The sequence below is a fragment of the Tianweitania populi genome (assembly GCF_014652875.1).
Classification (GTDB): Bacteria; Pseudomonadota; Alphaproteobacteria; order Rhizobiales; family Rhizobiaceae; genus Tianweitania; species Tianweitania populi.
This window is the reverse complement of record NZ_BMZQ01000001.1, coordinates 1599355-1621091: the sequence shown is the minus strand read 5'-3', so window position 1 is coordinate 1621091 and position 21737 is coordinate 1599355. Positions and strand designations below refer to the sequence as shown.

The window sequence follows — 21737 nt, the reverse complement described above, 5'->3', positions numbered from 1 at the left end:
CCTTGGTTCATGCTGCGGGAAATCATGATGCGGGCAAAGCCGCGCGGTTCTGTTTCTTAGTATAAGGGCCCAAGGCTGGAAGCGCTACCCTGCATGCTTGGCTGCCCGGCAGCGTCACCGAAGAGCCTGTCGGCAGCCGTTTTTTCAGACTTCGCTCAAGCTCAATTTAAGTCCGCGCAAATTAGGTAAGCGAAACTTCATAGTCGCTTGGCAAGCTATGCTCAGGTTTAGGCAAAATTTAAGGCAGAGCCGATAACCTGGGTTCGATTAGGTCTTTGAGTTGAGTGTAGAGAGTACGGATGACCGATCTTATTCGCCCGCGTGTCAAATATGTCATCGGGCCGGACGGCAGCCCGCTGACGATAGCGGATTTGCCGCCGACGAACACGCGGCGCTGGGTGATCCGGCGTAAGGCCGAGGTTGTGGCAGCCGTTCGCGGCGGGCTTCTCAGCCTCGAGGAAGCATGTACGCGTTATAAGCTTACCACGGAGGAGTTTCTCTCCTGGCAGGCTTCCATCGATGAGTATGGGCTCGCGGGATTGCGGACCACTCGGATCCAGCAGTATCGGCATTAAGCGCCAAACTGGACGGAAAAAAGACAAGGCGGCCTCGGGTCGCCTTTTTCGTTTCTGGTGACAGCTTAAAAAAAAGCAGCCGGTTGCGCGGCTGCCTTCATGTTTCGATTCAGGTTGAAGTGGGTTCGATCAGCCAATCATTGCGCTGGCGATCTGCGGCTCGATCTCGCGGCCGCCGCGGCCATCGCGGGATTCGAGCATCTCGGCGCGCTCGAGCTCGATCTCGGCTTCGGAGAGCTGGGCCTGCGCCGCGCTCTTCTGTTGCGCGAGGTCGGCTTGCGAATTCTTGAGATTGTCGCGACGCTGGCGCGCGGCCTTGGCAAAGGTCGGATAAGCGAAGTGGCTGGTATCCGTGATGCCGGCCTTCTTTTCTTCAGCGGCGATCTGAAGGTCGAGCTCGGTCGCCATACGGTCGAATTCGGCGATCATCATGTCGAGCTGCGCCATCTGACGGCGCTTCTCATTGACCTGAAACCGCTTAAGCCTGACGAGATTCTCGCGGGACTTCATACTCGGATACTCCTTGGCGGCGACCGCCGTCCGGGGACGAGCAAGGTTCGCGCAACACTCCATGCCTAGTCTGCAGCCCGTTGCCTGGTGACAGGAAATGGGGCGACAGGAAACGAAATCGTAATCTTTTCCCCGCCCGGTAACCTTTCGTTTACGGGCATTGTTAATCATAGGGCCAAGGACTTAAGGGCGGGTAAAAATAGATGCGACGATCCTAATGGGTCGAAAACATCGAGTCTCCTGAATCACTTAGCGGCGAAAGCTAGTAAAAGGGATGACGGCTTCTCTCGCTTATTAATGTTTGGTTGCAACGGCTTGTGCCGAAATGTTGCAAAATCGGTTGTCGCTTGCCAAGCGGGATTAGGTTTTGTTAACCATTCGGTGTCAGCTTTCTTAACGGCGGTCGCTGCCATGTTCGGGTGAACATCGGTCGAGCGCGAAGTGGCGGCGAAGAAGGGGATCTAGATGCGCGTTCTGCTGATTGAAGACGACAGTGCAACCGCACAGAGCATCGAGCTGATGCTGAAGTCCGAGAGCTTCAATGTTTATACGACCGACCTCGGTGAAGAGGGCGTCGATCTCGGCAAACTGTACGATTATGACATTATTTTGCTGGACCTGAACCTGCCTGATATGTCGGGTTACGAGGTTCTGCGCACGCTGCGTCTGTCCAAGGTGAAGACACCGATCCTGATCCTGTCCGGCATGGCCGGCATCGAGGATAAGGTTCGCGGCCTCGGTTTCGGCGCCGACGACTACATGACCAAGCCGTTCCACAAGGACGAGCTGGTTGCGCGCATTCACGCGATCGTTCGCCGCTCGAAAGGTCACGCTCAGTCGGTCATCACCACAGGGGACCTGATCGTCAATCTCGACGCAAAGACCGTGGAAGTCGGCGGCCAGCGCGTGCATCTGACCGGCAAGGAATATCAGATGCTGGAGCTGCTCTCGCTGCGCAAGGGCACGACGCTGACGAAGGAAATGTTCCTGAACCACCTGTATGGCGGCATGGACGAGCCGGAGTTGAAGATCATCGACGTCTTCATCTGCAAGCTGCGCAAGAAGCTCGATCACGCATCCGGCGGCCAGAACTTCATCGAAACGGTCTGGGGCCGCGGTTATGTGCTGCGCGAGCCCGAGGATGTCCGCGTCAGCGCCTGATTGCCGACTGCGTCCAACCGATTGAAGAACCCGGCTTCTGGCCGGGTTTTTGTGTTCTGCTGTCTGGCTTCAAGCCGCCTATAGTGCCGAGCGCGCGCGTGTGGCGTAGAAGCTGTGACGAAGGCACTGCATCAGTTGGGAGCGGTTGAAAGGCTTGAGTAGATAGCCCTGGGCGCCGGCGCGTTTGGCGCGCATGATGGCACCAATATCCAACTTGGTGAGGCAGACGATAACCTGCGACTTCTTTTCGTTTGCGCCGACCATGCGCACGAAATCGACCACCGCCATGTCCGGCAGTTTGCAGTCGACCAGAATGATGTCCGGCATGTCATTGGCGCAAAGATCCAGCGCTTGACGGCCGCTGGCCACTTCGGCCACCAGCATCTCTTCGCTTTCCAGAATACGTTTCGCGACTTTCCGGATTACGTCGGATGCGTCGACAATCATGCACCGCTTCATTGCCGTCTTCCCCGCCGGCGTGACTTTCCGCAGGACGGAAACTAGGCGGCTTGTATGGAGAAAACGGTAAAGCACTCGCGAGAACTTTAGTAATCTCGCGAGTAGCTCTCTGATCAGCTTGCGGTCAGCAGGATTTCTTCCGGCGTCGTACGGATCGAGATTTCCATGCCGGCTTCCTTGGCCAGGAGCAGCGTATAATAGGGCTGCACCGAGTGGGCGTCGATCGGCTCTTCAGGCCGTCCGCCGCTATGCAGTTCCAGAAATTTCGGAGGCACGCGCACCATCGGGCCGGCCGAAGCCAAGCTGAATCGCGGTTTGCTGTCGGTATCTTCCAGCGTCACCGTGATCTTGCCGCCGCGCGGAATGGTGCCGATGGAGATCAGGATCAGGTTGAGCAGCAGCTTGACCTGGTTCTTGGGCAAGAGGGCGCGCGGGCCGTTCCAAACCAGATCCGGCTTTTCATTGGCGAGATAGGCCGTCGCCACCGCTTGCGCATCGCCGGTGTCGATCTGCATGCCGGCCGAACCGGCGGCGCCGAACGCGATGCGGGCAAATTGCAGACGAGCGGAGGCGTTGCGCGCGCTGGTGCGGATGAGGTTCATCGCATCTTCATCGGCGCCGCCTTCGTCCAGCAGTTCCAGGCCGTTGTTGATGGCGCCCACCGGCGAAATGATGTCGTGGCAGACGCGGCTGCACAGCAGCGCTGCAAGATCCGGTGCCGACAGCGTTACAAGCTCAGCCATGATGCATCCCCAAATCTGATCGCATTCGAATCAAATGCGTTTATTCCCGCTACTTCGCGGCATTCCCGGCTCTTCGCAAGCCAAAGCCGTTGTCTCTTTTGGGAGACAGCGCCGGAAGGACCGCGGTTATGGTGAAGAAATCATGCATCTTAATGGTTGAAAAAGGATTGCGGCGTAGCGTCCCGGATCAGGACATGCCTGCCGCCTTCGCGCTGTGGGCGGTGAAGGCAATGATTGAAGCCGAGACGGCTTCCAACAGGAGATCAATGCATGCTCTTGTCGTTTGCGAAGCACCTGATGACCAAGCTGGGAATGCTTTTCCTTGCCGTGGTTCTCGCGCTCAGCGTTGCACCGCGCGCCCAGGCGCAGGACACCTACACGGCCGACGAAATCGTCGATTCCGGCCACAAGTTCTTTGGCGAAGCTTCCGGTGGCATGGCCACGGTGATCGAAAAGATCTTCTCGTCCTACGGCCTGCCCAACGGCTATGTGCTGGGCGAAGAAGGCTCGGGCGCGCTGGTTGGCGGCGTCACCTATGGCGAAGGCACGCTGTTCACCAAGAATGCCGGCGATCATAAGGTGTTCTGGCAGGGTCCTTCCGTCGGCTGGGATTTTGGCGGGCAGGGCTCGCGCACGATGGTGCTCGTTTACAACCTCGATGACGTCAACAGCCTTTACAAGCGCTATGGCGGCGTTGCCGGCTCAGCCTATGTGCTGGCGGGTCTCGGCTTCAACGTGCTGAAGAACGGTCCCATCCTACTTGTGCCGGTTCGCACCGGCGTGGGCGCACGTCTCGGCGTCAATGTCGGCTATCTCAAGCTGACCTCGCAGCCAACCTGGAACCCGTTCTGACCATTAACCGGACCGCGCTTTCCTCAGGTCCGGAGGTGGATTTTCCTCTCCCCTCCGTGGCACAGTGATTCTGAGTTCACCGGTTCGGCGTTTCCGTGGTCATCCAGTCCATTCTAGCCTTCATTCTTGGGTTCCTCGTTGCAGGCTTGCTCGCCATCCTGATCGCGCCGGCCTTTCGCCGTCGTGCGGAACGACTGACGCGGCAGCGCCTGGAGGCGACTCTGCCCATGAGCCTGAACGAAATGCAGGCGGAGCGCGATCGTGTGCGCGCCGAATATGCCGTCGAGGTGCGCCGCGTCGAAGCCGATGCGAAGTCGCAGAAGAGCAAAGCGAATGAGCGCTCGGTAGAGGTTGCCCGGCTGACAGCGCAGCTGAAAACGGCCGAACAGGCGAGTTCCGACAGGAGTGCGGCCGTTGCCGCGCGCGACGTCACGATCGCCGATCTGGAATCGCAGCTGGCTGGAGAACGGGAGATGTTGGCTGGCTTGAAGGAAAAACTCTCGGCAGCCGAGCGCAATCTTGCTGACCGTAGCCTCGCCTATGAGGAACTCAGCCGCCTTCAGGATGAAGCCAGCCTGCTGGCGAGCAATCGCCAGATTGATCTTGTGGCACGCGATGCCGAGATCGACAGGTTGAGCGCGACGGTGACGCAGTTGCGCGCCGCGCGGGGCGAAAACGAGCAGAAGGTGCGCGAGCAGTCAGCAGCCGAGCGGCGAGTCGGTGAGGATCTCAAAACCGAGCGCCGCAAGGTCGCCGATCTCGAAAGCAAGCTCGAGCGCTTGTTACGCGACCTGTCGGATCGCGAGGAAACGATCGCGCGCCGGGATAGGACGATCAGCCAGCTGCGCGGTGGCGAGGGAGCGCCGGTTGCCGATAGCGATTACGCCGCTCAGAATGAGATCGAGGCGGGACCGGATGCGTCATCCAAGGAAATCGCGCAGTTGCGTCGCGATCTGCGACGCGCCGCACAAACGGAAGAGGAGCTTCGGCTGGAATTGACGCAAGTGCAAGCAACGGCGATGCGCCTTGAAGCCGAAGTGGCGGATATGACGTCCCAGTCGTCTTCAGCATTCCAGCCCGGCGATACAGTTCTGGCGCGGCTCGAAGCGGATCGCGACCGGCTGGAAGCTCAGCTTCTTTCGCTGGCGGCGGAGAACGACCGGCTGCGTCAGCAGCCTGTCGCGGACGGCGGAGCTGCTCCGTCTGGTGGAGACGGGCTGCGGGATGAACTCGCGCAGATCGCTGCGCAGATGGTGCATATGACGCGAGTCCTTGAAGGACCGGGATCGCCGATCGACGCGGCGCTGGCGAAAGAAGCGCCGGCTGGTGCCAGAACGGGAACGCTGACGCTGGCAGACCGCATCCGGGCGCTTCAGGATGCGGCTTCAGTCGCGGAACCGTCCGAGCCTGTGCAGCGCGATCGCTGAAGCGGTCGCGACGTTCAAACTGTCGAAACTTTCGGACATGGGGATGCGGACGGTGCGGAGCCGTTGCATCAGCGCCGGCGGCAGGCCTTCGCCCTCCGTGCCGAGAAGGATCGCCGTCCGGCCGGTGGGTGTAACCGCGGCCAGGCTTTCAGCGCCAGAAGGGCTGAGCGCGACGGCGTTGAAGTCGTGTTTTGCAAGAACGTCCGCCAACTCGCTTGCCGAACCGCCACGTGCAAACGGCACCTTCAAGGCTGCGCCGACGGATACGCGGATCGCCTTGCGGTAAAGCGGATCGCAGCAGGTTTCATCCAGCAGCACGGCATCGGCTTCGAAGGCGGCCGCGTTGCGGAAGATCGCGCCGACATTGTCGTGGTTGGCGATGCCGACGAGAACCACCACCAGTGCATCGGCCGGCAGGGTTTCCAGTAGCGCGACGGGTGAGGGTGGCGGGGTGCGTTGGGCGAGGCCAGGATGCCGCGGTGAATGTGGAAGCCGGCGATGGCGTCCATGACTGCCTGCGACGCGACATAAACGGGCATGTCGGCTGGGGCTGAGCGCAGAACGTCGCTGACGCCATCCAGGCGATTTTCCAGCACCAGCGCCGACAAAGGCGGGAAGCGGCCAGCGCGGAACAGAACCGACAGCACCACCTTGCCTTCGGCGATGAAGGTGTCGGCTCCGCGGGCGAGATCCCGATCGCGCACGTTCCGGTAAGCGGAAATGCGTGGATCTTCGGGGTCTTCGATGCGGATGATCTTCGTCACAGGCATCCCGCATCAAGCGGGGCCGAAGGCCCTACAGCGTTGCCGCCGGAGCCTTGTCGCCGGCGTTCAGCGTGCCGCGCTTTTCCTTGTAGAGCTCTTCCAGCGTGCTCAGCAGGTTGCGGGTGACGGGTGAGGACAGGGAATAATAAATAGTCTGCTTGTCGCGGCGGGTTTCCACCAGCTTGAGCTGCCGGAGCTTGGCCAGATGCTGCGACAAAGCCGACTGGCTGAGCTGTACGCTCTCCGCAATTTTGCCGACCGACATCTCGCCTTCGCGCAGATGGCACATGATCAACAAGCGTTTTGTGTTGCCGAGCATGCTCAGCAGCGCAGCAATCTCGTCTGCGCGTTCCAGGATTGGCGTGGACACGATACCCAACTTTCAACGTCAACTGTTTAGAGCCGGAGTTACGGACCGCAGTTTCGGAAAGTTTCACGATGCTAAATTATTCTTCGCTGTGCGGCTCGGCCGCTGGCGACGTGCCGCCTCGGGCCTTTGCAACGAGATCGACCAAGGCGGTCCGCGCGGCATGCCGGTTTTCGATCCGCGCGTCGAACCAGATGCGTGCTGTCAGGTCGCCCGCGGCAAGATCGATGCCTTCGGGGTCGATGCCGGTCAGGCTCCATTTGCCGGCGGGCTGGCCGGCGAGTTTCTCAGCATAGAGCGACACGGCATCCGCGTGGTCGTCGTTCATGTGTTCAAGGATTGAAGCCTCGAAAGTGGCGAGGCCGAACGCGTCGGCGGTGAGAAGATCGGCTGCTTCCAGCCGGTAAGCCTTGCCGAAGCCGCCGTTCAGCGATGCGCCGCGCGGCTGGAGGCGGTAGGTGCGAAAGTCCGGCAGCGAAGCGTAGAGCGTAGCTTTCGGGACGTGGCGCAGGAAGCGTCCGGATACGCGGGCGAGGTCTGCTTGATTGCTGACCAACTGCGCCGTGCAACTAACCGACAGGCGGGGATAGGCGAGCGCATCGCCCTTGCCAGGTTCACCCAAGAGGAGTGAGCAGCGCGGATCGCGTTGCAGCGCCTGTGTGTGCTGTGACAGGCCGGACACCAGGATGAGCGGCGCGCCGTCGCAATCACTGGCAACGGCAACGCGGCTGACGAACGGACTGCCGTCGCTTGCATCGAGAACCGCCAACGCACCGAAGCGCGCGGTGCGCATCAGCGTCCTGGCCAAACGCACCGCCTCGCTGTCCAGCGGGCGAAGCACGCTTTCGGGCTTCGCCATGGCTGGTTACCGCGGCGCCATGCGGATCGCGCCATCCAGGCGGATCACTTCGCCGTTCAGCATCCGGTTGCCGATGATGTGGAGGGCGAGCTCGGCATATTCCGAGGGCTGGCCGAGGCGCGAGGGGAAAGGCACCTGTTCGCCTAACGATTTCTGCGCGTTCTCCGGCAGGCTCGCCATCATCGGCGTCCAGAAAATGCCCGGCGCAATGGTCATGACGCGAATGCCGTCGCGCGCCAGGTCGCGCGCGATCGGCAGGGTCATGCCGACGATGCCGCCCTTGGACGCCGAATAAGCGGCCTGGCCGACCTGACCGTCATAGGCGGCAACCGAAGCGGTGTTGATGATGACGCCGCGCTCGCCGTCTTCCTGCGGCTCTGCATGACGCATCCGGTCGGCCACCAGGCGGATCACGTTGAAGGTGCCGAGCAGGTTGATCTCGATCACCTTGCGATAGGTGTCGAGCGGATGCGGGCCTTCCTTGCCGAGCGTCTTGGCGGCCAGAACGATGCCGGCGCAGTTCACAAGCACGCGCGGTGTGCCAAGCTTGTCGGCGACTTCCGCGACGGCTGCGGTCGCGCTTTCGTCGCTGGATACGTCGCATTTCACGGCAAGGCCGCCGATCTCGCTTGCGACCTTTTCTGCACGATCCATGCCGATGTCGAACAGCGCGACCTTTGCGCCCTGTGCTGCCATTGCACGTGCTGTGGCTTCGCCCAATCCCGAACCGCCACCGGTGACGATCGCAACCTGACCCGACAGATTCATTGTTCTTCTCCCGTTCCTCTCGCCTGATCCCATGAGATCATGGCCCCGCCGCTGTTTACGTCAAAGCGGCCTTCGATCAAACGAAAAGTGGTTGATCCAACGGGCGGTGATCATCTCCAGCAGGGCAGGTTGAAAGCCCACCCAGTGCCTCAGGCGCGCCGCACCATGGCGTGCAGCACATCCTGAATGCCTATGGAGCCGACGAAGCGCGATTGCTCATCGAACAGCGCTACGGGTGCCGTGTTGGAACGCTGCATGGCGAGCATCACAGTCTTCAACGACGTGCCGGGCTTGGCCCAGTAAACGCGCGGTGCGTCTGCGGGCAGGGGTTCGTTATCGTCGCAGGAGGTCCAGACGGCCGGCTGGCCGTTCCGTTCTGCCGCGGCCACCAGCCCGTCGGTGTCGATCTTGAAGCGGGTGGTTTCGCGGCGATCAAGCCACAGCCAACCATTGCCTCCGGCGTCTTCCAGATCGCGTTTGTCACGCATCACGTTCCAGGCAGTCAGCACCGAAAGCGGGTTCACATTGGCGATGAACTCGCGGACATAATCATTGGCGGGGCTGAGCACGATTTCTTCCGGCGCGCCGGTCTGGACGATGCGGCCGCCTTCCATGATGGTGATCTTGGAGCCGATCTTGAGTGCTTCTTCGAGGTCGTGGCTAACGAAGACGATGGTCTTCTTCAGCTTGGCCTGCAACATCAGGAGTTCGTCCTGCAACTTGGTGCGGATCAGCGGATCGAGGGCGGAAAACGGTTCGTCCATGAGCAGGATCGGCGCTTGCGTGGCGAAAGCGCGGGCAAGGCCGACGCGCTGCTGCATGCCGCCGGACAGTTCATGCGCATATTTGTCGGCCCATTTGTCCAGGCCGACCAAAGCGAGCTGCTCGGCCACGCGCGCCTTGCGCTCGGCCTGGGAGACACCGGCGAGTTCGAGCCCGAAGCCGACATTTTCCTCGACCGTGCGCCAGGGCAGAAGGGCGAATTGCTGGAACACCATCGCCACGCGGCTTTGCCGGATCTGGCGCAAAGCGCGATTATCGCATGTGACGACATCCACCATGCGGTCTTCGTTCTTGACGAAGACATGGCCGCGCGTCGGCACGTTCAGGCGGTTGACCGCCCGCAGAAGCGTCGACTTGCCGGAGCCGGACAGGCCCATCAGCACGGAAATCTCGCCTTCTTCCACGGTGAGATTTGCGCCGGCGCAGCCGAGAACCGCGCCGGTCGCCGTCAGGATGTCCTCTCGGCTGGCGCCCTTGTCCACCATGCCGAGCGCGCGCTGGCGTTGGGCGGCATCGCCGAAGATGATGTCGACGTTCTGGAAATCGACGGCGGTGCTCAACGTGCCGCTCCCGTGCGGATGCGCGACATGCGGTCGAGGATGATCGCGAGCACGACGATGGCGAGACCGGCTTCGAGGCCGAGCGGGATGTTGACCGAATTCAGCGCGCGCACCACCGGCTTGCCGAGGCCATTGGCGCCGATCAGGGCGGCAATCACCACCATCGATAGGCAGAGCATGATGCACTGGGTCAGGCCTGCCATGATGGTGGGCAGAGCTGCCGGCAATTCAACCTTCCACAGCAGCTGCCGCTTCGTGGCGCCGAAGGCCTCGCCGGCTTCCAACATCGGTACGGGCACGGATTTGATGCCGAGATAGGTCAGGCGGATTGGGGCGGGGGCGGCGAAGATCACGGTGACGATGACGCCGGGCGCGACGCCGAGTCCAAACAGGATCAGCACGGGAATGAGATAAACGAAGGTTGGCAGCGTCTGCATCAAATCGAGCACAGGCTGCAGCCAGGTATAAGCGCGCTCGTGATGGGCAGCCCAGATGCCGATCGGAACGCCGATCGCCATGGAAACGGCGGCAGCCGAAACCACAAGCACCAGCGTTTCCACCGTTGCTGCCCAAAGGCCCTGGTTGAGGATGAAGAGGAGGCCGAGCGCGGTACCGAGCGCGAGCTGCCAGGACCGTTGCAAGACATAGGACAGCGCGACGATCAGGGCGATCAACACCAAGGGCGGCAGCCAGAGCAGGCCGCTGGTGGCGCCGGACAGGATGGAGGTGATGCCGGTTGCCAGCGAGTCGAAGAACCAGGCGAAGTTGGAGGTCAGATAATCGAAGAACAACTTGCCCCAGCGGCCCACGGGTATCTTCGTGGTCAGGATTTCGCTGAGTTCAATGATCCAGCCTTGATCGGTCTCCATCGGTCCTCTTCAGTTCCATTGCATGCGGCGGCGGCCTTTGGTGCGGCCGCCGCGATCTTCCAGGTGCCTCTTAGCCGCCGATGGCGGTCTTGACGGCTGCCGCAGCATCCCCGCCGTCGAAGGTGGTAACACCCTTCAACCAGGGCGTCACGGCATCGGGGTTCTTCTTCAGCCAAGCGGTGGCGGCGTCCTTTGCATCGGCGCCGTCGTTGAGAATTGCGCCCATGATCTCGTTTTCCATGTCGAGCGAGAACACCATGTTCTTAAGGAGCGCGCCCATGTTCGGGCATTCGGTGGTGTAGCCGGCGCGCACATTGGTGTGGACGGTTGCGCCGCCGTAATTCGGGCCGAAGACCTCATCGCCGCCCGCCAGATATTCGAGCTCGAAATTGGCGTTCATCGGATGCGGCGCCCAGCCCAGGAAGACGATGTCCTTCTTGGAATTGGTGGCGCGCTGCACTTCCGAGAGCATGCCGGCTTCCGAGCTTTCCACCAGTTCGAAGCCCTTGAGGTCGAACTTGCCGGCGGAAATCATGTCCAGGATCAGGCGGTTACCGTCATTGCCGGGCTCGATGCCGTAGATCTTGCTGTCGAGCTTGTCCTTGTTCTTGGCGATGTCGGCAAAGGTCTTGAGGCCGGCATCGAACGTGGATTTCGGCACGGCCAGCGTGTATTTCGCGCCTTCCAGATTGGTGGTGATGGTTTCCACCGATTTGTCGTCGCGATAGGCCGCAATGTCGCCTTCCATGGTCGGCATCCAGTTGCCGAGGAAGACGTCGATGTCCTTGTTCTTCAAGGACGCGAAGGTCACCGGTACCGACAGGATCTGGGTATTAGGCTCGTAGCCGAGCGCTTCGACGATCACGGAGGCGGTCGCGGTGGTGGCGGTGATGTCGGTCCAGCCCACGTCGGAGAAACGCACCGCCTTGCAGCTTTCAGGTTCGGCAGCCTGTGCTGCACCAGCGGCGAAGGCCGTGAGCAAAAGAGCCCAAGATACAAGTTTGACGGTACGCGACATCAAAATCTCCCATTGATGGCAAAAACGGCGGATGGCTTTTCCTCGCACGGCGTTGAATGCGTGCCGATCATTTTGCCGAGGCAGCGATTTGCGGCAAACGAACCATCAAAACGCTGCGCTTGCAAGCCGGATAGGGCAAAGCGCAGCGCAAAACACCCAAATGGCGGCATGCACTTTTGCAAAAGCGGCGCTTCGGCGTAGAAGGCGCTTCCATGGCCAAACTCTATTTCCATTACGCGACGATGAACGCCGGCAAGAGCACGCTCTTGCTCCAGGCCTCCTACAATTATCAGGAGCGCGGCATGCACACGCTGCTTCTGGTTGCCGGTCACTACAAGCGCGACGACCGTGGATACATTTCTTCGCGGATCGGGCTCGAGGCCGATGCCGAGCTGTTCGCCGATGGCGACGATCTGCTGGCGCTGGTGAGCGAGCATCATGCGCATCGCGGATTGCATTGCGTGTTTGTCGATGAGGCGCAGTTCCTGAGCGAGGCCCAAGTGTGGCAGCTGGCACGGGTGGCCGATCGGCTTGGCATTCCGGTGATGGCTTATGGCTTGCGCACCGACTTTCAGGGCAAGCTGTTTACCGGCTCGCAGGCGCTGTTGGCATTGGCGGACGAGCTGCGCGAAGTGCGCACGATCTGCCGCTGTGGGCGTAAGGCGACGATGGTGGTGCGGCTGGGGGCCGATCGTAAGGTGGCGCGCGAAGGCGAGCAGGTGGCGATCGGCAAGGAAGCCTATGTTTCGCTGTGCCGCCGGCATTGGGAAGAAGAAATGGGGCGGGTGACGGCGGAAGATCTCGTCGGCTTTGCCCGGGGATGAGCATCAAGCGCATTGCCCTCTGCCTTTCTAATCCATATCTGAGACGCCAATGATGATGCTGCGCAGGCGCGGCGTGACCGGAGGTTCTCCATGCTCTCTTCGATCCGGGCGTTCTTTGCGCGGGCAGCCGAGCTTATCGGCCATGTGATCGGCCGCGTGCTGGCCGTTATAGCCTGGCCCTTCGTGGCGCTAGGACGCTGGTTGGGCGGGCGCAGCTGGATCGTCAAGGCGCCGTTTGCGGTCGTGCTCTTGCTGCTTGTCGGGCTTTACGGCTACTTCCTTTGGAATACGCAGGTCTGGACCAACTTCGATCCAGACTATCCGGCGCGCTATGCTTTCGCCCAAACGCCGGCACCTGCCGCGCCTCCAGCCAATGCCGGGCAGGCTGCCGCTCCGGCAACCACGCCCGTTGTTGGCGCGGAAGGTGTGGAAGGCGAGCTGCGGACTTGCGTGCGCTCGGGCATCGTGGATGCCACGGCCGATCTGATCGACTTCAACGTCAACCAGAATGCCTGGGTCTCCTCCAACATCCTCTACAAGGTCGGTCTGTTCGGGTTGGATTGGGACCGTACGCCGTTTCTCGACAACAAGGCTGCGTTTCAGCGCGGCGTGAACCAGGCGATCCGGCGCACTACGGTAGAGCTGGTGGACGCGCTTGGCCGTGTTCGCGGCACCTCGCAGATCGACAACAATCTGCAGGATGCGCGCGGCAACATGCAGTTCGACGAGTATACTTGGTATTTCGGCCTCAGTCCGTTTGGCCCGAAGACGCCGACGCCGTCTTATTACCGTGCCGCGATGCGCGACCTGCGCGCCTTCAACGATCGCATGCAGTCCTGCGCGGTACAGTTCGATGCCCGCGGAGATAACCTGCTGCAATTCGTGGAGCGGATCGCCAGCGATCTCGGCTCGACTTCGGCGATCCTTCGCGAGCGTTCGGAAAACCACAATGGCGGCTGGTTCGACAGCCGGGCGGACGACCGCTTCTGGTTCGCCTACGGCCAGCTTTACGGTTATTACGGCATCCTGACCGCCGCGCATCACGACTTTGCGGCCGTGGTGCAGAACCGTGGGTTGACCAGCCTATGGCAGGAACTGGAGCAGCAGATCCGCTCCAGCCTCCGCATTCAACCAGCGATTATATCCAATGGCCGCGAAGATGGCTGGATCATGCCGACCCATCTCGCGACGATGGGCTTCTATGTGCTGCGCGTCCGCTCGAACCTGGTGGAAATCCGCGCAGTGCTCGACCGTTAATCGCCGAGTTCTGCGGCTTTCAGGACGTCATTCATGCGGCGCTGCCAGCCGGCGCCGGTTGCCCGGAATTTTTCCAGCACTTCCGGCTCAAGCCGCAGGGATACGGCCTGCTTTGGGTGAGCAACCGGAGGACGACCAGGTTTTCGCTTGATTGGCGTCGATATCGCCTCTGCCGAAGTACGGCCAAGCTCTTGGCTGCCCTGAATGGAGTGCGGAATGGGTGTCTGCAAGTTCGGCATGCTGAAAGTCCTCGTATCCAATCTCCACACCTGCCCAACGGAGCAGAGCTTCGACTTCATCGGTGTCTTCCAGGACAGGCGACGAGCTGTTAGTCACCTTGAAGACGATCGACACTGGACATCAGTGACAAATGGTCGTTATCAGGGATGACTTCGGCTCTGCTCTCTTTCCTTACATAAAGGCTAGAGAAGTTCCGGCAGAATAGAAACCACTTCAGCTTATTCGTTTAACATATGTTAGATTGACGCTACGTCAAGGCCCTAGTTTGTCTTCGATCTTGTACTGGGAAGTCTCAATCGGCTGTGGACATCAAACAGACACCGGTCTGATTTTCTTCGCGTTGCATGATGTTGCAAGCGATCGCGAGACTCAAGCTAGGCGATCGACTACCAGCCGTGGAGCGGGATGATCGAACGTCCGTCGCAGTTCCTCTGCAGGCAGGGGTTCGCTGAACAGGAAACCCTGAAATTCGAGGCATCCAAGATCAACGGTGCGCGCGAACTGCGTTTTCGTTTCCACGCCTTCGGCCGTCACCTTCAGCTTGAGTGCTTTTGCGAGGTCGATCACGGCCTTGACGATCGCGTCATCTTCTGGCGATCGGCCGAGTTCGCGGATGAAAGTCCGGTCGATCTTCAGCTTGTCGATCGTGTGACGACGCAGATAGCCGAGCGACGAATAGCCGGTACCAAAATCATCCAGCGCAATGGCGACGCCCGCATTGTGCAAGGTGCGCAGAACCGTCGAGACCGCGCGCTTGCCTTCCAGCAAGACGCCTTCCGTGATCTCCACCTGCAAACGGGAGGGGGACACGTCGTGGTCTGCTAGGAGGGCCAGGAGCTGGTTGGCGAAGTCCGGATCACGCAACTCGCTCGGAGACACGTTGATGGCGACCCAGGGCAGATTGCTGGTGGCCAGAAACGCGATTGCGGATTTCGCGACCCAGCTTCCCAATTCCCCGATCAAACCCCTTTGCTCGGCGATCGACACGAACTGTGCTGTTGGGATCGCGCCGTGAATGGGATGGTGCCAGCGGGTCAGAGCTTCCGCTCCGAGGATGGTGCGGCCATCGGCGGCCATGATAGGCTGGAACGCCAGGGCGAGACCTTCGCCGGTTTGTAGTGCCGACCGGAGTTCGCTCTCGATACGGCGACGCCGCACAAGCAACTCGTCCATACCGGCAGTGAACATTTGATAACGGCTACGGCCGTTCTTCTTTGCTTCGTAAAGCGCGATGTCGGCCTTGCGGCGGAGATCTTCAGCGTCAGCGCCGGCATCAGGTGCAACCACGACGCCGACCGATGCGCCGATATGGACGATTTCGCCGGACAGATCGAAAGGCCGAGCCATGGAAGCGACCAGGCGCTCCGCCACACGCGTGATGACGCAGATATCATTGATCCGCTCCAGCACGATGCCAAACTCGTCACCGCCCAGCCGGGCAACCGTGTCATGCTTGCGCACCAGCGCTTCAAGCCGACGCGCCACCTGCCGAACGAGTTCGTCGCCGGTGGGATGACCGAGCGTATCGTTGATGTGCTTGAAGTGATCTAGATCGAGATAGAGCAGGGCGGTCTTTGTCTTGCCGTCGGCCAGCGACAGCAAGGCCAGCCGCAGCCTGTCGTTGAACAAGGTGCGATTGGGCAGATCGGTCAGCGGATCGTGTAAGGCAAGATGCTGCGCGCCGGATTCGCTTTCCTGAAGCTGAAGCGTGGCACGGCGGAACCGATAAAGAAGAAAGGCCAGAACAAGCGCGATGACCGCCGCCACTGCGGTTAAAGCCGGCATAAGGTGGTTGATGAGGCTGCTGGCCGGTTTGATCGGGTCCCATGCGATATAGCCAAGCAGCGTATTATTCGATGAAACGATCGGGATACGGCTGTGTTCGGGGTCATGATCGCCGACCCGTTCGAAGTGGCTGCTGTTCAGGCGGAATTGATCGCCCATCCGTTTGATCAGTTCAGCATCGAGATATTTCACCGAAACATGGAGAAAGCTCGCTCTCGGAGTGGGGCGGGTATTCGTCCAATTCGGCGCCATCGTCACGATGCTGACCATGGCCGGGAGGCCATCGAGCATGATCGTGTCTGCTGCGATCGGTCGGCTGACGGTGGCCGAGCGCAGTGCGCCTTGTTGTGCATTGTGGATGCTGACAGCGATCGCCGGCGGCACATGGATCTGCGATGGCTCCAGACGGGTGCCATTTTCCATGCCATAGATCGGCTTGCCCTGGGCATCCACGATGTAGATCCGGTCGTGGCCGAAATCGGTGCTGAGGCGCGTGCCGAGATTGCGATCGAGCCAGCTTTGATTGTTGGAGCGCGCGAAGATCCAGGCTTCGGGCGTCGCGGTGGCAATCTGCTGCTGCCGGCGGAAGTCCGCGCGTTCCGCTGCCAAGGCATTGAACGCAAGATGGTTCTGCCGGTCGAGCGAGTCCTGATCGACCCGCGACACGGCGTAAAATCCGAGCGCTGCCAGCGCCATCACCGAAACAACGACCGCGCCGATGATCGTCCGGATCTGTATCGCAACTCGTTTCCGGGCCGGCATCGCGCTTCCAAGACTTCCGTACTCCAGTGGAATATAAGCTGGCTGTAATTTAAGTACGCGTGAACCCCCTTCGCCAAAATCGTCAACACGTCATAAAAAAGAAGGCAGCCATGCAGAAGTGTGCTTGCATACAATAAGCACGCTTATTATATCGCCGCTCATGAACACTGAGCCTGTCAAACCCTTTGGCTTCCTCCTTCACGAAGTCGCCCGCCTCGTTCGCAGCAAGATCGAGGCGCGTGCTGGCGTGCACGGGCTGTCGGAAGCGCAGCTGCGGCTTCTTTTCCGCTTGTGGAAGGAAGAAGGCGCGACACAGGCCCGGCTTGCGCAGGTCTTGGAAGTCGAGCCGATCAGCATCTCGCGCCTGCTCGACCGCATGGAGCAGGGCGGCTGGATCGAACGGCGGCAGGACCCAAACGACCGCCGTGTTCGCATGATCTTTACCACGGCCCAGACGAAGCAGATTCGCGGCGCGGTGAAGGACGTCGCTTCGCAGGTTTATGAAGAAGCCTTGGCCGGGGTCTCCCCGGCAACGCGTGACGCTTTGTTCGAGGGCCTGGAGGCGATGGCCCGCAATCTTTCAACCGGTTCGGCGCAATCCGAGTCTTGTTTCAACGATCAGGGGCCAGCCGGTCATGCGCGGGCTTCAAAGGTTACAGTGTCATGAGTGCCGTTCAAAAGATTGATGACGAGGTCGAAACCGTCGAGCGCGAAGCGCCCAAGCCCGTGCCGGCTCCGGCCCAGGCTCCCGCACCTACTGCCGCGCCCGTAGCGGCGGCCGCTCCTGCTGAAACTCCGGCACAGCCTAAGAAGAAGAGCAGCAAGATGCGCTATCTGGTGATGGCCGTCGTACCGCTGCTTCTGGTTGGCGGCGGCATCTATTACTGGGTGACGGGAGGGCGGTTCCAGGAAACGGAGAACGCCAATCTGCGCCAGGCCCGCGTGACGATCGCGTCCGAAATTGCTGGTCGCATCACCACCGTGAACCTGCACGAAAACCAGACCGTAAAGGCCGGTGATCTGCTGTTCGCCGTTGATCCCGAACCCTATCGCATCGCGCTTGCTCAAGCCGAGGCGTCATTGGCTGGCGCGCGCCTCAATGTGGAGCAATTGCGCGCATCGCTCGGCCAGGCGGAAGCGCAGCAGCGCTCCGAAGTGGGCGAGGTCGCCTATCTTCAGCAGGAACTCGACCGTCAAACCGCGCTTTCGGGCAAGGGTGTGACGACGCAGTCTTCGCTCGATACGGCACGCCGCAACCTGGACAAGGCGCGCGATGCCGAACGGGCTGCGGCACAGGCCGTGGTTGGCGCAAAGGCAGCGCTCGGCGGCAATCCCGACATCAAGACCGACGAACATCCGAGCGTTCTGGCTGCCCTGGCCACGCGGGATCGCGCCGCTTATCAGCTCGAACAAACGACGGTGAATGCACCTGCCGACGGCATCGTTTCACAAGCCGCATCCTTCAAGGAAGGGCAATTCGTATCGGCGGGCTCGTCGCTTTTCACGCTGGTTGAAACCGGTGACGCCTGGGTCGAGGCCAATTTCAAGGAAACGCAGCTCACCCATATGAAGCTTGGCCAGAAGGCTGAGATCGAACTCGACACGTTCCCGGGCCGACCGATCGAAGCGACCGTCGACAGCATCGGTGCCGGCACGGGCGCCGAGTTCTCCCTGCTGCCGGCGCAGAACGCCACCGGCAACTGGGTGAAGGTCACGCAGCGTATTCCCGTGCGCCTCAAGATCAATGCGGCCGATGCGGACCTTCTGCTGCGCACCGGCATGAGCGCCACTGTGAACGTCGATACGGGTGTGACCCGCGGATGGGGCAGCCTCATCGGCCACGCCTATGCCGGTCCTTCCGCAGCGCCGGAAGCGCAGGCGGCCAACTAAACGAAGCCATTCAGTTTGAAAGGCGATTGTTATGACGATCGAACTCGAATTCCCCGTCTCCTCCGCAACGGAGGAGGCTTGCCCTTTCACGGTCTGGGTTCCGCGCGAAGAAGCGTCGACGCCGGAATATCAGCAGGCGATTGCCGCCGCCGAGAGCCGGATGACCGACCTGCCGCCTTTTGCCTGCGACGGCGAAGTGTCGGCCGCAGACACCTTCCTCGGCCAGTGGCTGTAAGCTTGCCCAATGAGCGCCGCCGTCGATTCCCATGAGGTGAAGCATCGTGGCCTGATCACCGTTTCGATCATGCTGGCCACGATCATGCAGGTGCTCGACACCACGATCGCCAATGTCGCTTTGCCGAACATGGTGGGCGATCTTGGCGCCTCGCAGGATACGATCAACTGGGTGCTCACTTCCTATATCGTCGCCGCCGCCATCATGACGCCAGTGACGGGCTGGCTGTCTGACCGGATCGGCCGGCGCGAGCTGTTTCTGACTTCCGTGATCGGCTTCACCATTTCATCCATGCTCTGCGGCATCGCCTGGAGCCTGGAAACCATGGTGCTGTTTCGTGTTTTCCAAGGTCTGTTCGGCGCTGCTATCGTGCCGCTGTCGCAGACCTTTCTGCTCGACATCAACCCGAAGGAACGCCACGGCCAGGCCATGGCGATGTGGGGCGCTGGCATCATGGTCGGCCCGATCGTCGGCCCGACGCTGGGTGGCTGGCTGACCGAAACGCTAAACTGGCGCTACGTCTTCTTCGTCAACCTGCCGGTCGGCATCATCGCAGTGCTCGGCTGTACGGCTTATCTCCCGCATGTCGCCAAGCGGCTGCGCGGCTTCGACTTCTTCGGCTTTGCCATGCTGTCGCTCGGCGTCGGCGCGTTGCAGTTGATGTTGGATCGTGGCGCGGAAGTGGACTGGTTCTCGGCCGTCGAGATCTGGATCGAGCTCGGCCTGTCGATCACCGGCTTCTGGGTGTTCATCGTGCATCTGGCGACGCGCCACGATGCCTTCATCGACCCGGCAATCTTCAAGGACCGCAACTTCGTCACCGGTCTTGTCTTTATCTTCGTGATCGGCGTGATCTTGCTGGCGAGCCTGGCGCTTCTGCCGCCGATGCTGTCGCGCTTGTTCAACCATTCCACGATCACCACCGGCCTCGTGATGGCGCCGCGCGGCGTGGGCACCATGATCTCGATGATCCTGGTCGGACGGCTGGTGCGGGTGGTGGATGCGCGCATCCTGGTGGTGACGGGCCTGTCGCTGACCTCGTGGTCGCTTTACGACATGACCGGCTTCTCGCCGCAGATGGACGATTGGCTGATTATCCAATCCGGCATCATCCAGGGACTTGGTCTTGGATTGGTCTTCGTGCCGCTGTCGACGATTGCCTTTGCGACGCTGGAACCGCGTTTTCGTACCGATGCCGCCAGCCTGTTCAGCCTGGTGCGAAATCTCGGCTCGTCGATCGGCATTTCGGTGGTAACGGTTGTTCTGACGCGCAACACGCAGGTCAATCACAGCGAATTGGCGGCGTCGATCAACCCGTTCAACCCGAACCTGCAAGGCATTTCGCCGGGTGCGGCGGCGGGCAATCCGACGCTGTTGTCGCAGATGGATCAGCTCGTGAACCAGCAGGCGGCGATGATCTCTTATGTCGACGATTTCAAGCTGATGATGATCGTCACGCTCTGCGCCATTCCACTGGCCTTGCTGTTGCGCAAGCCGAAGGCTGCGGCTGCAGGTGGCGGGGCGCCCGCTGTTCACATGGATTGAGCTTGCAAGGCCGGTGTTGATCTTTCCCAGGGAAAGCGGCGCCGGTCTTGTTCACCGCTCTATGCATTGCTGCGCTGCAAAACAGCGGCTTGAAGCGTTGAGCGAACTGGCGCATTGATCGAAATCAAGCTCTCAACGCGCGATCCATTCATGCCCTTTCCGATCTATGCCCTGGCGGTCACGTCCTTCGTGATCGGCACAACCGAATTCGTGATCATGGGGCTTCTGCCTGAGGTCGCCGCAGATCTGCGCGTGTCCATTCCCGCAGCCGGCCTGCTTGTCACCGGCTATGCGTTGGGCGTCGTAATCGGCGCGCCGATCCTGGCGATCCTCACGGCCAAGCTGCCGCGAAAAGCGGTGCTGATCGGCCTTGCCGCCATGTTCGTGATCGGCAACCTGTTCTGCGCCATCGCCCCGAACTACTGGACGCTGATGGTGGCGCGCGTCGTCACCGCCTTCGGCCATGGTGCTTATTTCGGCATCGGCTCGGTTGTGGCCGCCAGCCTCGTGCCGCGCAACCAGCGCGCCAGTGCGATGGCGCTGATGTTTGCCGGTTTGACGCTTGCCAACATCCTCGGCGTTCCTGCCGGCACGGCGCTGGGCGAAGCCTATGGCTGGCGTTCGACCTTTTGGGCGGTGGTCATCATCGGCCTGTTCGCGGTTGCGGCCATTGCCTGGTTCGTGCCGTCCGGCGTCGCCAAGCCGACAGGCGACGGGATCACGAGCGAGCTCAAGGTGCTTGGCCGCTTGCAGGTCTGGCTCGCCATGATCATCTCGGCGCTGGCTTCCGTCAGCCTGTTCTGCGTCTTCACCTATATCAAGCCGCTGCTCACCGATGTGACGGGTATCAGTGTGCCCTCGGTCACCTGGATCCTGCTGCTGTTCGGTGCCGGCATGACCGTCGGCAACATCCTCGGCGGCAAGCTGGCGGACTGGAAGCTGATGCCGACGGCGATCGGCACGCTGGTGCTGATTGCGCTGACGCATCTGGCTTTGGCCGAGTTCAGCCGCAGCCCGGCGATTACTATCTCGCTCGTGTTCATCTGGGGCGTGCTGACCTTCGTGATCGTTCCGCCGATGCAAATGCGCGTGGTGGAAGCGGCCGCCGAAGGTCCGAACCTTGCCGCAACGCTTAATCAGGGCGCGTTCAATGCCGGCAATGCGGCGGGTGCGTGGATTGGGGGTGCTGCGATCTCCATGGGTGTCGCTTATGACGGCCTGCCTTTCGTGTCGGCGGCAACGGCTGTTCTTGCCATGCTGATTGCCGTCTGGTCGCAATCGCTCGACCGCCGCGGCATCAGCCCGGTGGCTATGCCTGCCGAGTAATGGGGCCTGCCGAGTAACGGAGCCGGCGGAGTGACGAGGCTTCGATCCCGCTTGCTGCACGCCGGTTTCCGCGATATGCAGACGGCATGACGAAGATCGTATCCACGAAGCTCTGGTGGTGGCCCGCATAAGCGGCCGACCCAGACGCGTGCGCGCGA

General features: G+C 61.1%; 21 protein-coding genes and 2 pseudogenes. 11 read left to right on the top strand and 12 right to left on the bottom strand.

The window, feature by feature from the left end:
- Positions 1-299 precede the first annotated feature (299 nt).
- Positions 300-575: a CtrA inhibitor SciP gene (sciP, locus tag IE166_RS07945; RefSeq protein WP_189502899.1), complete on the top strand. Its 276-nt coding sequence runs from the start codon at positions 300-302 to the stop codon at positions 573-575.
- A gap of 129 nt (positions 576-704) precedes the next feature.
- On the opposite strand, the gene IE166_RS07940 is transcribed toward sciP, so the two are convergent.
- A complete protein-coding gene (locus IE166_RS07940; protein ID WP_189502898.1) occupies positions 705-1085 on the bottom strand; it encodes a flagellar export protein FliJ in 381 nt (126 codons plus the stop codon).
- Positions 1086-1550: 465 nt separating this feature from the next.
- On the opposite strand from IE166_RS07940, the gene ctrA reads away from it, so the two are divergent.
- Positions 1551-2246, top strand: a complete 696-nt coding sequence (gene ctrA / locus IE166_RS07935) for a response regulator transcription factor CtrA (protein WP_189502897.1) — start codon at positions 1551-1553, stop codon at positions 2244-2246.
- A gap of 78 nt (positions 2247-2324) precedes the next feature.
- Here the strand turns inward: ctrA and IE166_RS07930 are convergent, their stop codons facing one another.
- Both IE166_RS07930 and chpT read right to left on the bottom strand, forming a co-directional pair.
- Positions 2325-2705, bottom strand: coding sequence for a response regulator (locus IE166_RS07930; protein ID WP_189503300.1), 381 nt, complete (start codon positions 2703-2705; stop codon positions 2325-2327).
- Between the two features lie 113 nt (positions 2706-2818).
- Entirely contained in the window at positions 2819-3448 is a 630-nt protein-coding gene (gene chpT, locus IE166_RS07925; protein WP_189502896.1) for a histidine phosphotransferase ChpT, read from the bottom strand.
- 354 nt (positions 3449-3802) lie between these two features.
- Here chpT and IE166_RS07920 point away from each other — a divergent pair.
- A pseudogene (locus IE166_RS07920) lies at positions 3803-4300 on the top strand (DUF1134 domain-containing protein); the annotation flags it as partial.
- 95 nt (positions 4301-4395) lie between these two features.
- Entirely contained in the window at positions 4396-5727 is a 1332-nt protein-coding gene (locus tag IE166_RS07915) for a coiled-coil domain-containing protein (RefSeq protein WP_189502894.1), read from the top strand.
- Here IE166_RS07915 and IE166_RS07910 read toward each other — a convergent pair.
- From IE166_RS07910 to IE166_RS07880, 7 genes and pseudogenes are all read right to left on the bottom strand, one after another.
- Positions 5686-6497 (bottom strand): annotated as a pseudogene (locus tag IE166_RS07910) (TrmH family RNA methyltransferase). The gene IE166_RS07915 and the pseudogene IE166_RS07910 sit on opposite strands and share 42 nt — an antisense overlap.
- Before the next feature lie 25 nt (positions 6498-6522).
- On the bottom strand, positions 6523-6864 hold the full coding sequence (locus IE166_RS07905) for an ArsR/SmtB family transcription factor (RefSeq protein ID WP_280514870.1): 342 nt from the start codon (positions 6862-6864) through the stop codon (positions 6523-6525).
- A gap of 73 nt (positions 6865-6937) precedes the next feature.
- Entirely contained in the window at positions 6938-7717 is a 780-nt protein-coding gene (locus IE166_RS07900; RefSeq protein ID WP_189502893.1) for a HugZ family pyridoxamine 5'-phosphate oxidase, read from the bottom strand.
- Positions 7718-7723: 6 nt separating this feature from the next.
- Positions 7724-8485: a 3-hydroxyacyl-CoA dehydrogenase gene (locus IE166_RS07895; RefSeq protein ID WP_189502892.1), complete on the bottom strand. Its 762-nt coding sequence runs from the start codon at positions 8483-8485 to the stop codon at positions 7724-7726.
- Between the two features lie 149 nt (positions 8486-8634).
- Positions 8635-9828: a choline ABC transporter ATP-binding protein gene (choV, locus tag IE166_RS07890; RefSeq protein WP_189502891.1), complete on the bottom strand. Its 1194-nt coding sequence runs from the start codon at positions 9826-9828 to the stop codon at positions 8635-8637.
- Positions 9825-10697: a choline ABC transporter permease subunit gene (gene choW / locus IE166_RS07885; protein WP_385964904.1), complete on the bottom strand. Its 873-nt coding sequence runs from the start codon at positions 10695-10697 to the stop codon at positions 9825-9827. The genes choV and choW overlap by 4 nt, the downstream gene beginning before the upstream one ends.
- A gap of 70 nt (positions 10698-10767) precedes the next feature.
- Positions 10768-11715, bottom strand: coding sequence for a choline ABC transporter substrate-binding protein (locus IE166_RS07880; RefSeq protein ID WP_189502890.1), 948 nt, complete (start codon positions 11713-11715; stop codon positions 10768-10770).
- A 212-nt stretch (positions 11716-11927) separates the two neighbouring features.
- On the opposite strand from IE166_RS07880, the gene IE166_RS07875 reads away from it, so the two are divergent.
- A complete protein-coding gene (locus IE166_RS07875; protein ID WP_189502889.1) occupies positions 11928-12539 on the top strand; it encodes a thymidine kinase in 612 nt (203 codons plus the stop codon).
- Between the two features lie 90 nt (positions 12540-12629).
- Positions 12630-13796, top strand: coding sequence for a DUF2333 family protein (locus IE166_RS07870; RefSeq protein ID WP_189502888.1), 1167 nt, complete (start codon positions 12630-12632; stop codon positions 13794-13796).
- On the opposite strand, the gene IE166_RS07865 is transcribed toward IE166_RS07870, so the two are convergent.
- Positions 13793-14095, bottom strand: a complete 303-nt coding sequence (locus IE166_RS07865; RefSeq protein ID WP_210312942.1) for a BrnA antitoxin family protein — start codon at positions 14093-14095, stop codon at positions 13793-13795. The genes IE166_RS07870 and IE166_RS07865 overlap by 4 nt on opposite strands.
- Before the next feature lie 310 nt (positions 14096-14405).
- Positions 14406-16583 carry a putative bifunctional diguanylate cyclase/phosphodiesterase gene (locus IE166_RS07860; protein ID WP_189502887.1) on the bottom strand — a complete coding sequence of 726 codons (2178 nt, stop codon included), beginning with the start codon at positions 16581-16583 and terminating at the stop codon, positions 14406-14408.
- Positions 16584-16743: 160 nt separating this feature from the next.
- On the opposite strand from IE166_RS07860, the gene IE166_RS07855 reads away from it, so the two are divergent.
- From IE166_RS07855 to IE166_RS07835, 5 genes are all read left to right on the top strand, one after another.
- Positions 16744-17250 carry a MarR family winged helix-turn-helix transcriptional regulator gene (locus tag IE166_RS07855; protein WP_189502886.1) on the top strand — a complete coding sequence of 169 codons (507 nt, stop codon included), beginning with the start codon at positions 16744-16746 and terminating at the stop codon, positions 17248-17250.
- On the top strand, positions 17247-18473 hold the full coding sequence (locus IE166_RS07850) for an HlyD family secretion protein (protein ID WP_189502885.1): 1227 nt from the start codon (positions 17247-17249) through the stop codon (positions 18471-18473). Before IE166_RS07855 ends, IE166_RS07850 begins: the two co-directional genes overlap by 4 nt.
- A 31-nt stretch (positions 18474-18504) precedes the next feature.
- Entirely contained in the window at positions 18505-18708 is a 204-nt protein-coding gene (locus tag IE166_RS07845) for a hypothetical protein (protein WP_189502884.1), read from the top strand.
- Between the two features lie 9 nt (positions 18709-18717).
- Positions 18718-20253 carry a DHA2 family efflux MFS transporter permease subunit gene (locus IE166_RS07840; protein WP_189502883.1) on the top strand — a complete coding sequence of 512 codons (1536 nt, stop codon included), beginning with the start codon at positions 18718-18720 and terminating at the stop codon, positions 20251-20253.
- Between the two features lie 150 nt (positions 20254-20403).
- On the top strand, positions 20404-21579 hold the full coding sequence (locus IE166_RS07835; protein WP_189502882.1) for an MFS transporter: 1176 nt from the start codon (positions 20404-20406) through the stop codon (positions 21577-21579).
- Positions 21580-21737 lie beyond the last annotated feature (158 nt).

Excerpts from the sequence above, each read along its gene's own strand:
- sciP (WP_189502899.1), top strand. The coding sequence starts at position 300 with ATGACCGATCTTATTCGCCCGCGTGTCAAATATGTCATCGGGCCGGAC.
- IE166_RS07940 (WP_189502898.1), bottom strand. The coding sequence starts at position 1,085 with ATGAAGTCCCGCGAGAATCTCGTCAGGCTTAAGCGGTTTCAGGTCAAT.
- ctrA (WP_189502897.1), top strand. The coding sequence starts at position 1,551 with ATGCGCGTTCTGCTGATTGAAGACGACAGTGCAACCGCACAGAGCATC.
- IE166_RS07930 (WP_189503300.1), bottom strand. The coding sequence starts at position 2,705 with ATGAAGCGGTGCATGATTGTCGACGCATCCGACGTAATCCGGAAAGTC.
- chpT (WP_189502896.1), bottom strand. The coding sequence starts at position 3,448 with ATGGCTGAGCTTGTAACGCTGTCGGCACCGGATCTTGCAGCGCTGCTG.
- IE166_RS07900 (WP_189502893.1), bottom strand. The coding sequence starts at position 7,717 with ATGGCGAAGCCCGAAAGCGTGCTTCGCCCGCTGGACAGCGAGGCGGTG.
- IE166_RS07895 (WP_189502892.1), bottom strand. The coding sequence starts at position 8,485 with ATGAATCTGTCGGGTCAGGTTGCGATCGTCACCGGTGGCGGTTCGGGA.
- choW (WP_385964904.1), bottom strand. The coding sequence starts at position 10,697 with ATGGAGACCGATCAAGGCTGGATCATTGAACTCAGCGAAATCCTGACC.
- IE166_RS07880 (WP_189502890.1), bottom strand. The coding sequence starts at position 11,715 with ATGTCGCGTACCGTCAAACTTGTATCTTGGGCTCTTTTGCTCACGGCC.
- IE166_RS07875 (WP_189502889.1), top strand. The coding sequence starts at position 11,928 with ATGGCCAAACTCTATTTCCATTACGCGACGATGAACGCCGGCAAGAGC.
- IE166_RS07870 (WP_189502888.1), top strand. The coding sequence starts at position 12,630 with ATGCTCTCTTCGATCCGGGCGTTCTTTGCGCGGGCAGCCGAGCTTATC.
- IE166_RS07865 (WP_210312942.1), bottom strand. The coding sequence starts at position 14,095 with ATGAAGTCGAAGCTCTGCTCCGTTGGGCAGGTGTGGAGATTGGATACG.
- IE166_RS07860 (WP_189502887.1), bottom strand. The coding sequence starts at position 16,583 with ATGCCGGCCCGGAAACGAGTTGCGATACAGATCCGGACGATCATCGGC.
- IE166_RS07855 (WP_189502886.1), top strand. The coding sequence starts at position 16,744 with ATGAACACTGAGCCTGTCAAACCCTTTGGCTTCCTCCTTCACGAAGTC.
- IE166_RS07850 (WP_189502885.1), top strand. The coding sequence starts at position 17,247 with ATGAGTGCCGTTCAAAAGATTGATGACGAGGTCGAAACCGTCGAGCGC.
- IE166_RS07845 (WP_189502884.1), top strand. The coding sequence starts at position 18,505 with ATGACGATCGAACTCGAATTCCCCGTCTCCTCCGCAACGGAGGAGGCT.
- IE166_RS07840 (WP_189502883.1), top strand. The coding sequence starts at position 18,718 with ATGAGCGCCGCCGTCGATTCCCATGAGGTGAAGCATCGTGGCCTGATC.
- IE166_RS07835 (WP_189502882.1), top strand. The coding sequence starts at position 20,404 with ATGCCCTTTCCGATCTATGCCCTGGCGGTCACGTCCTTCGTGATCGGC.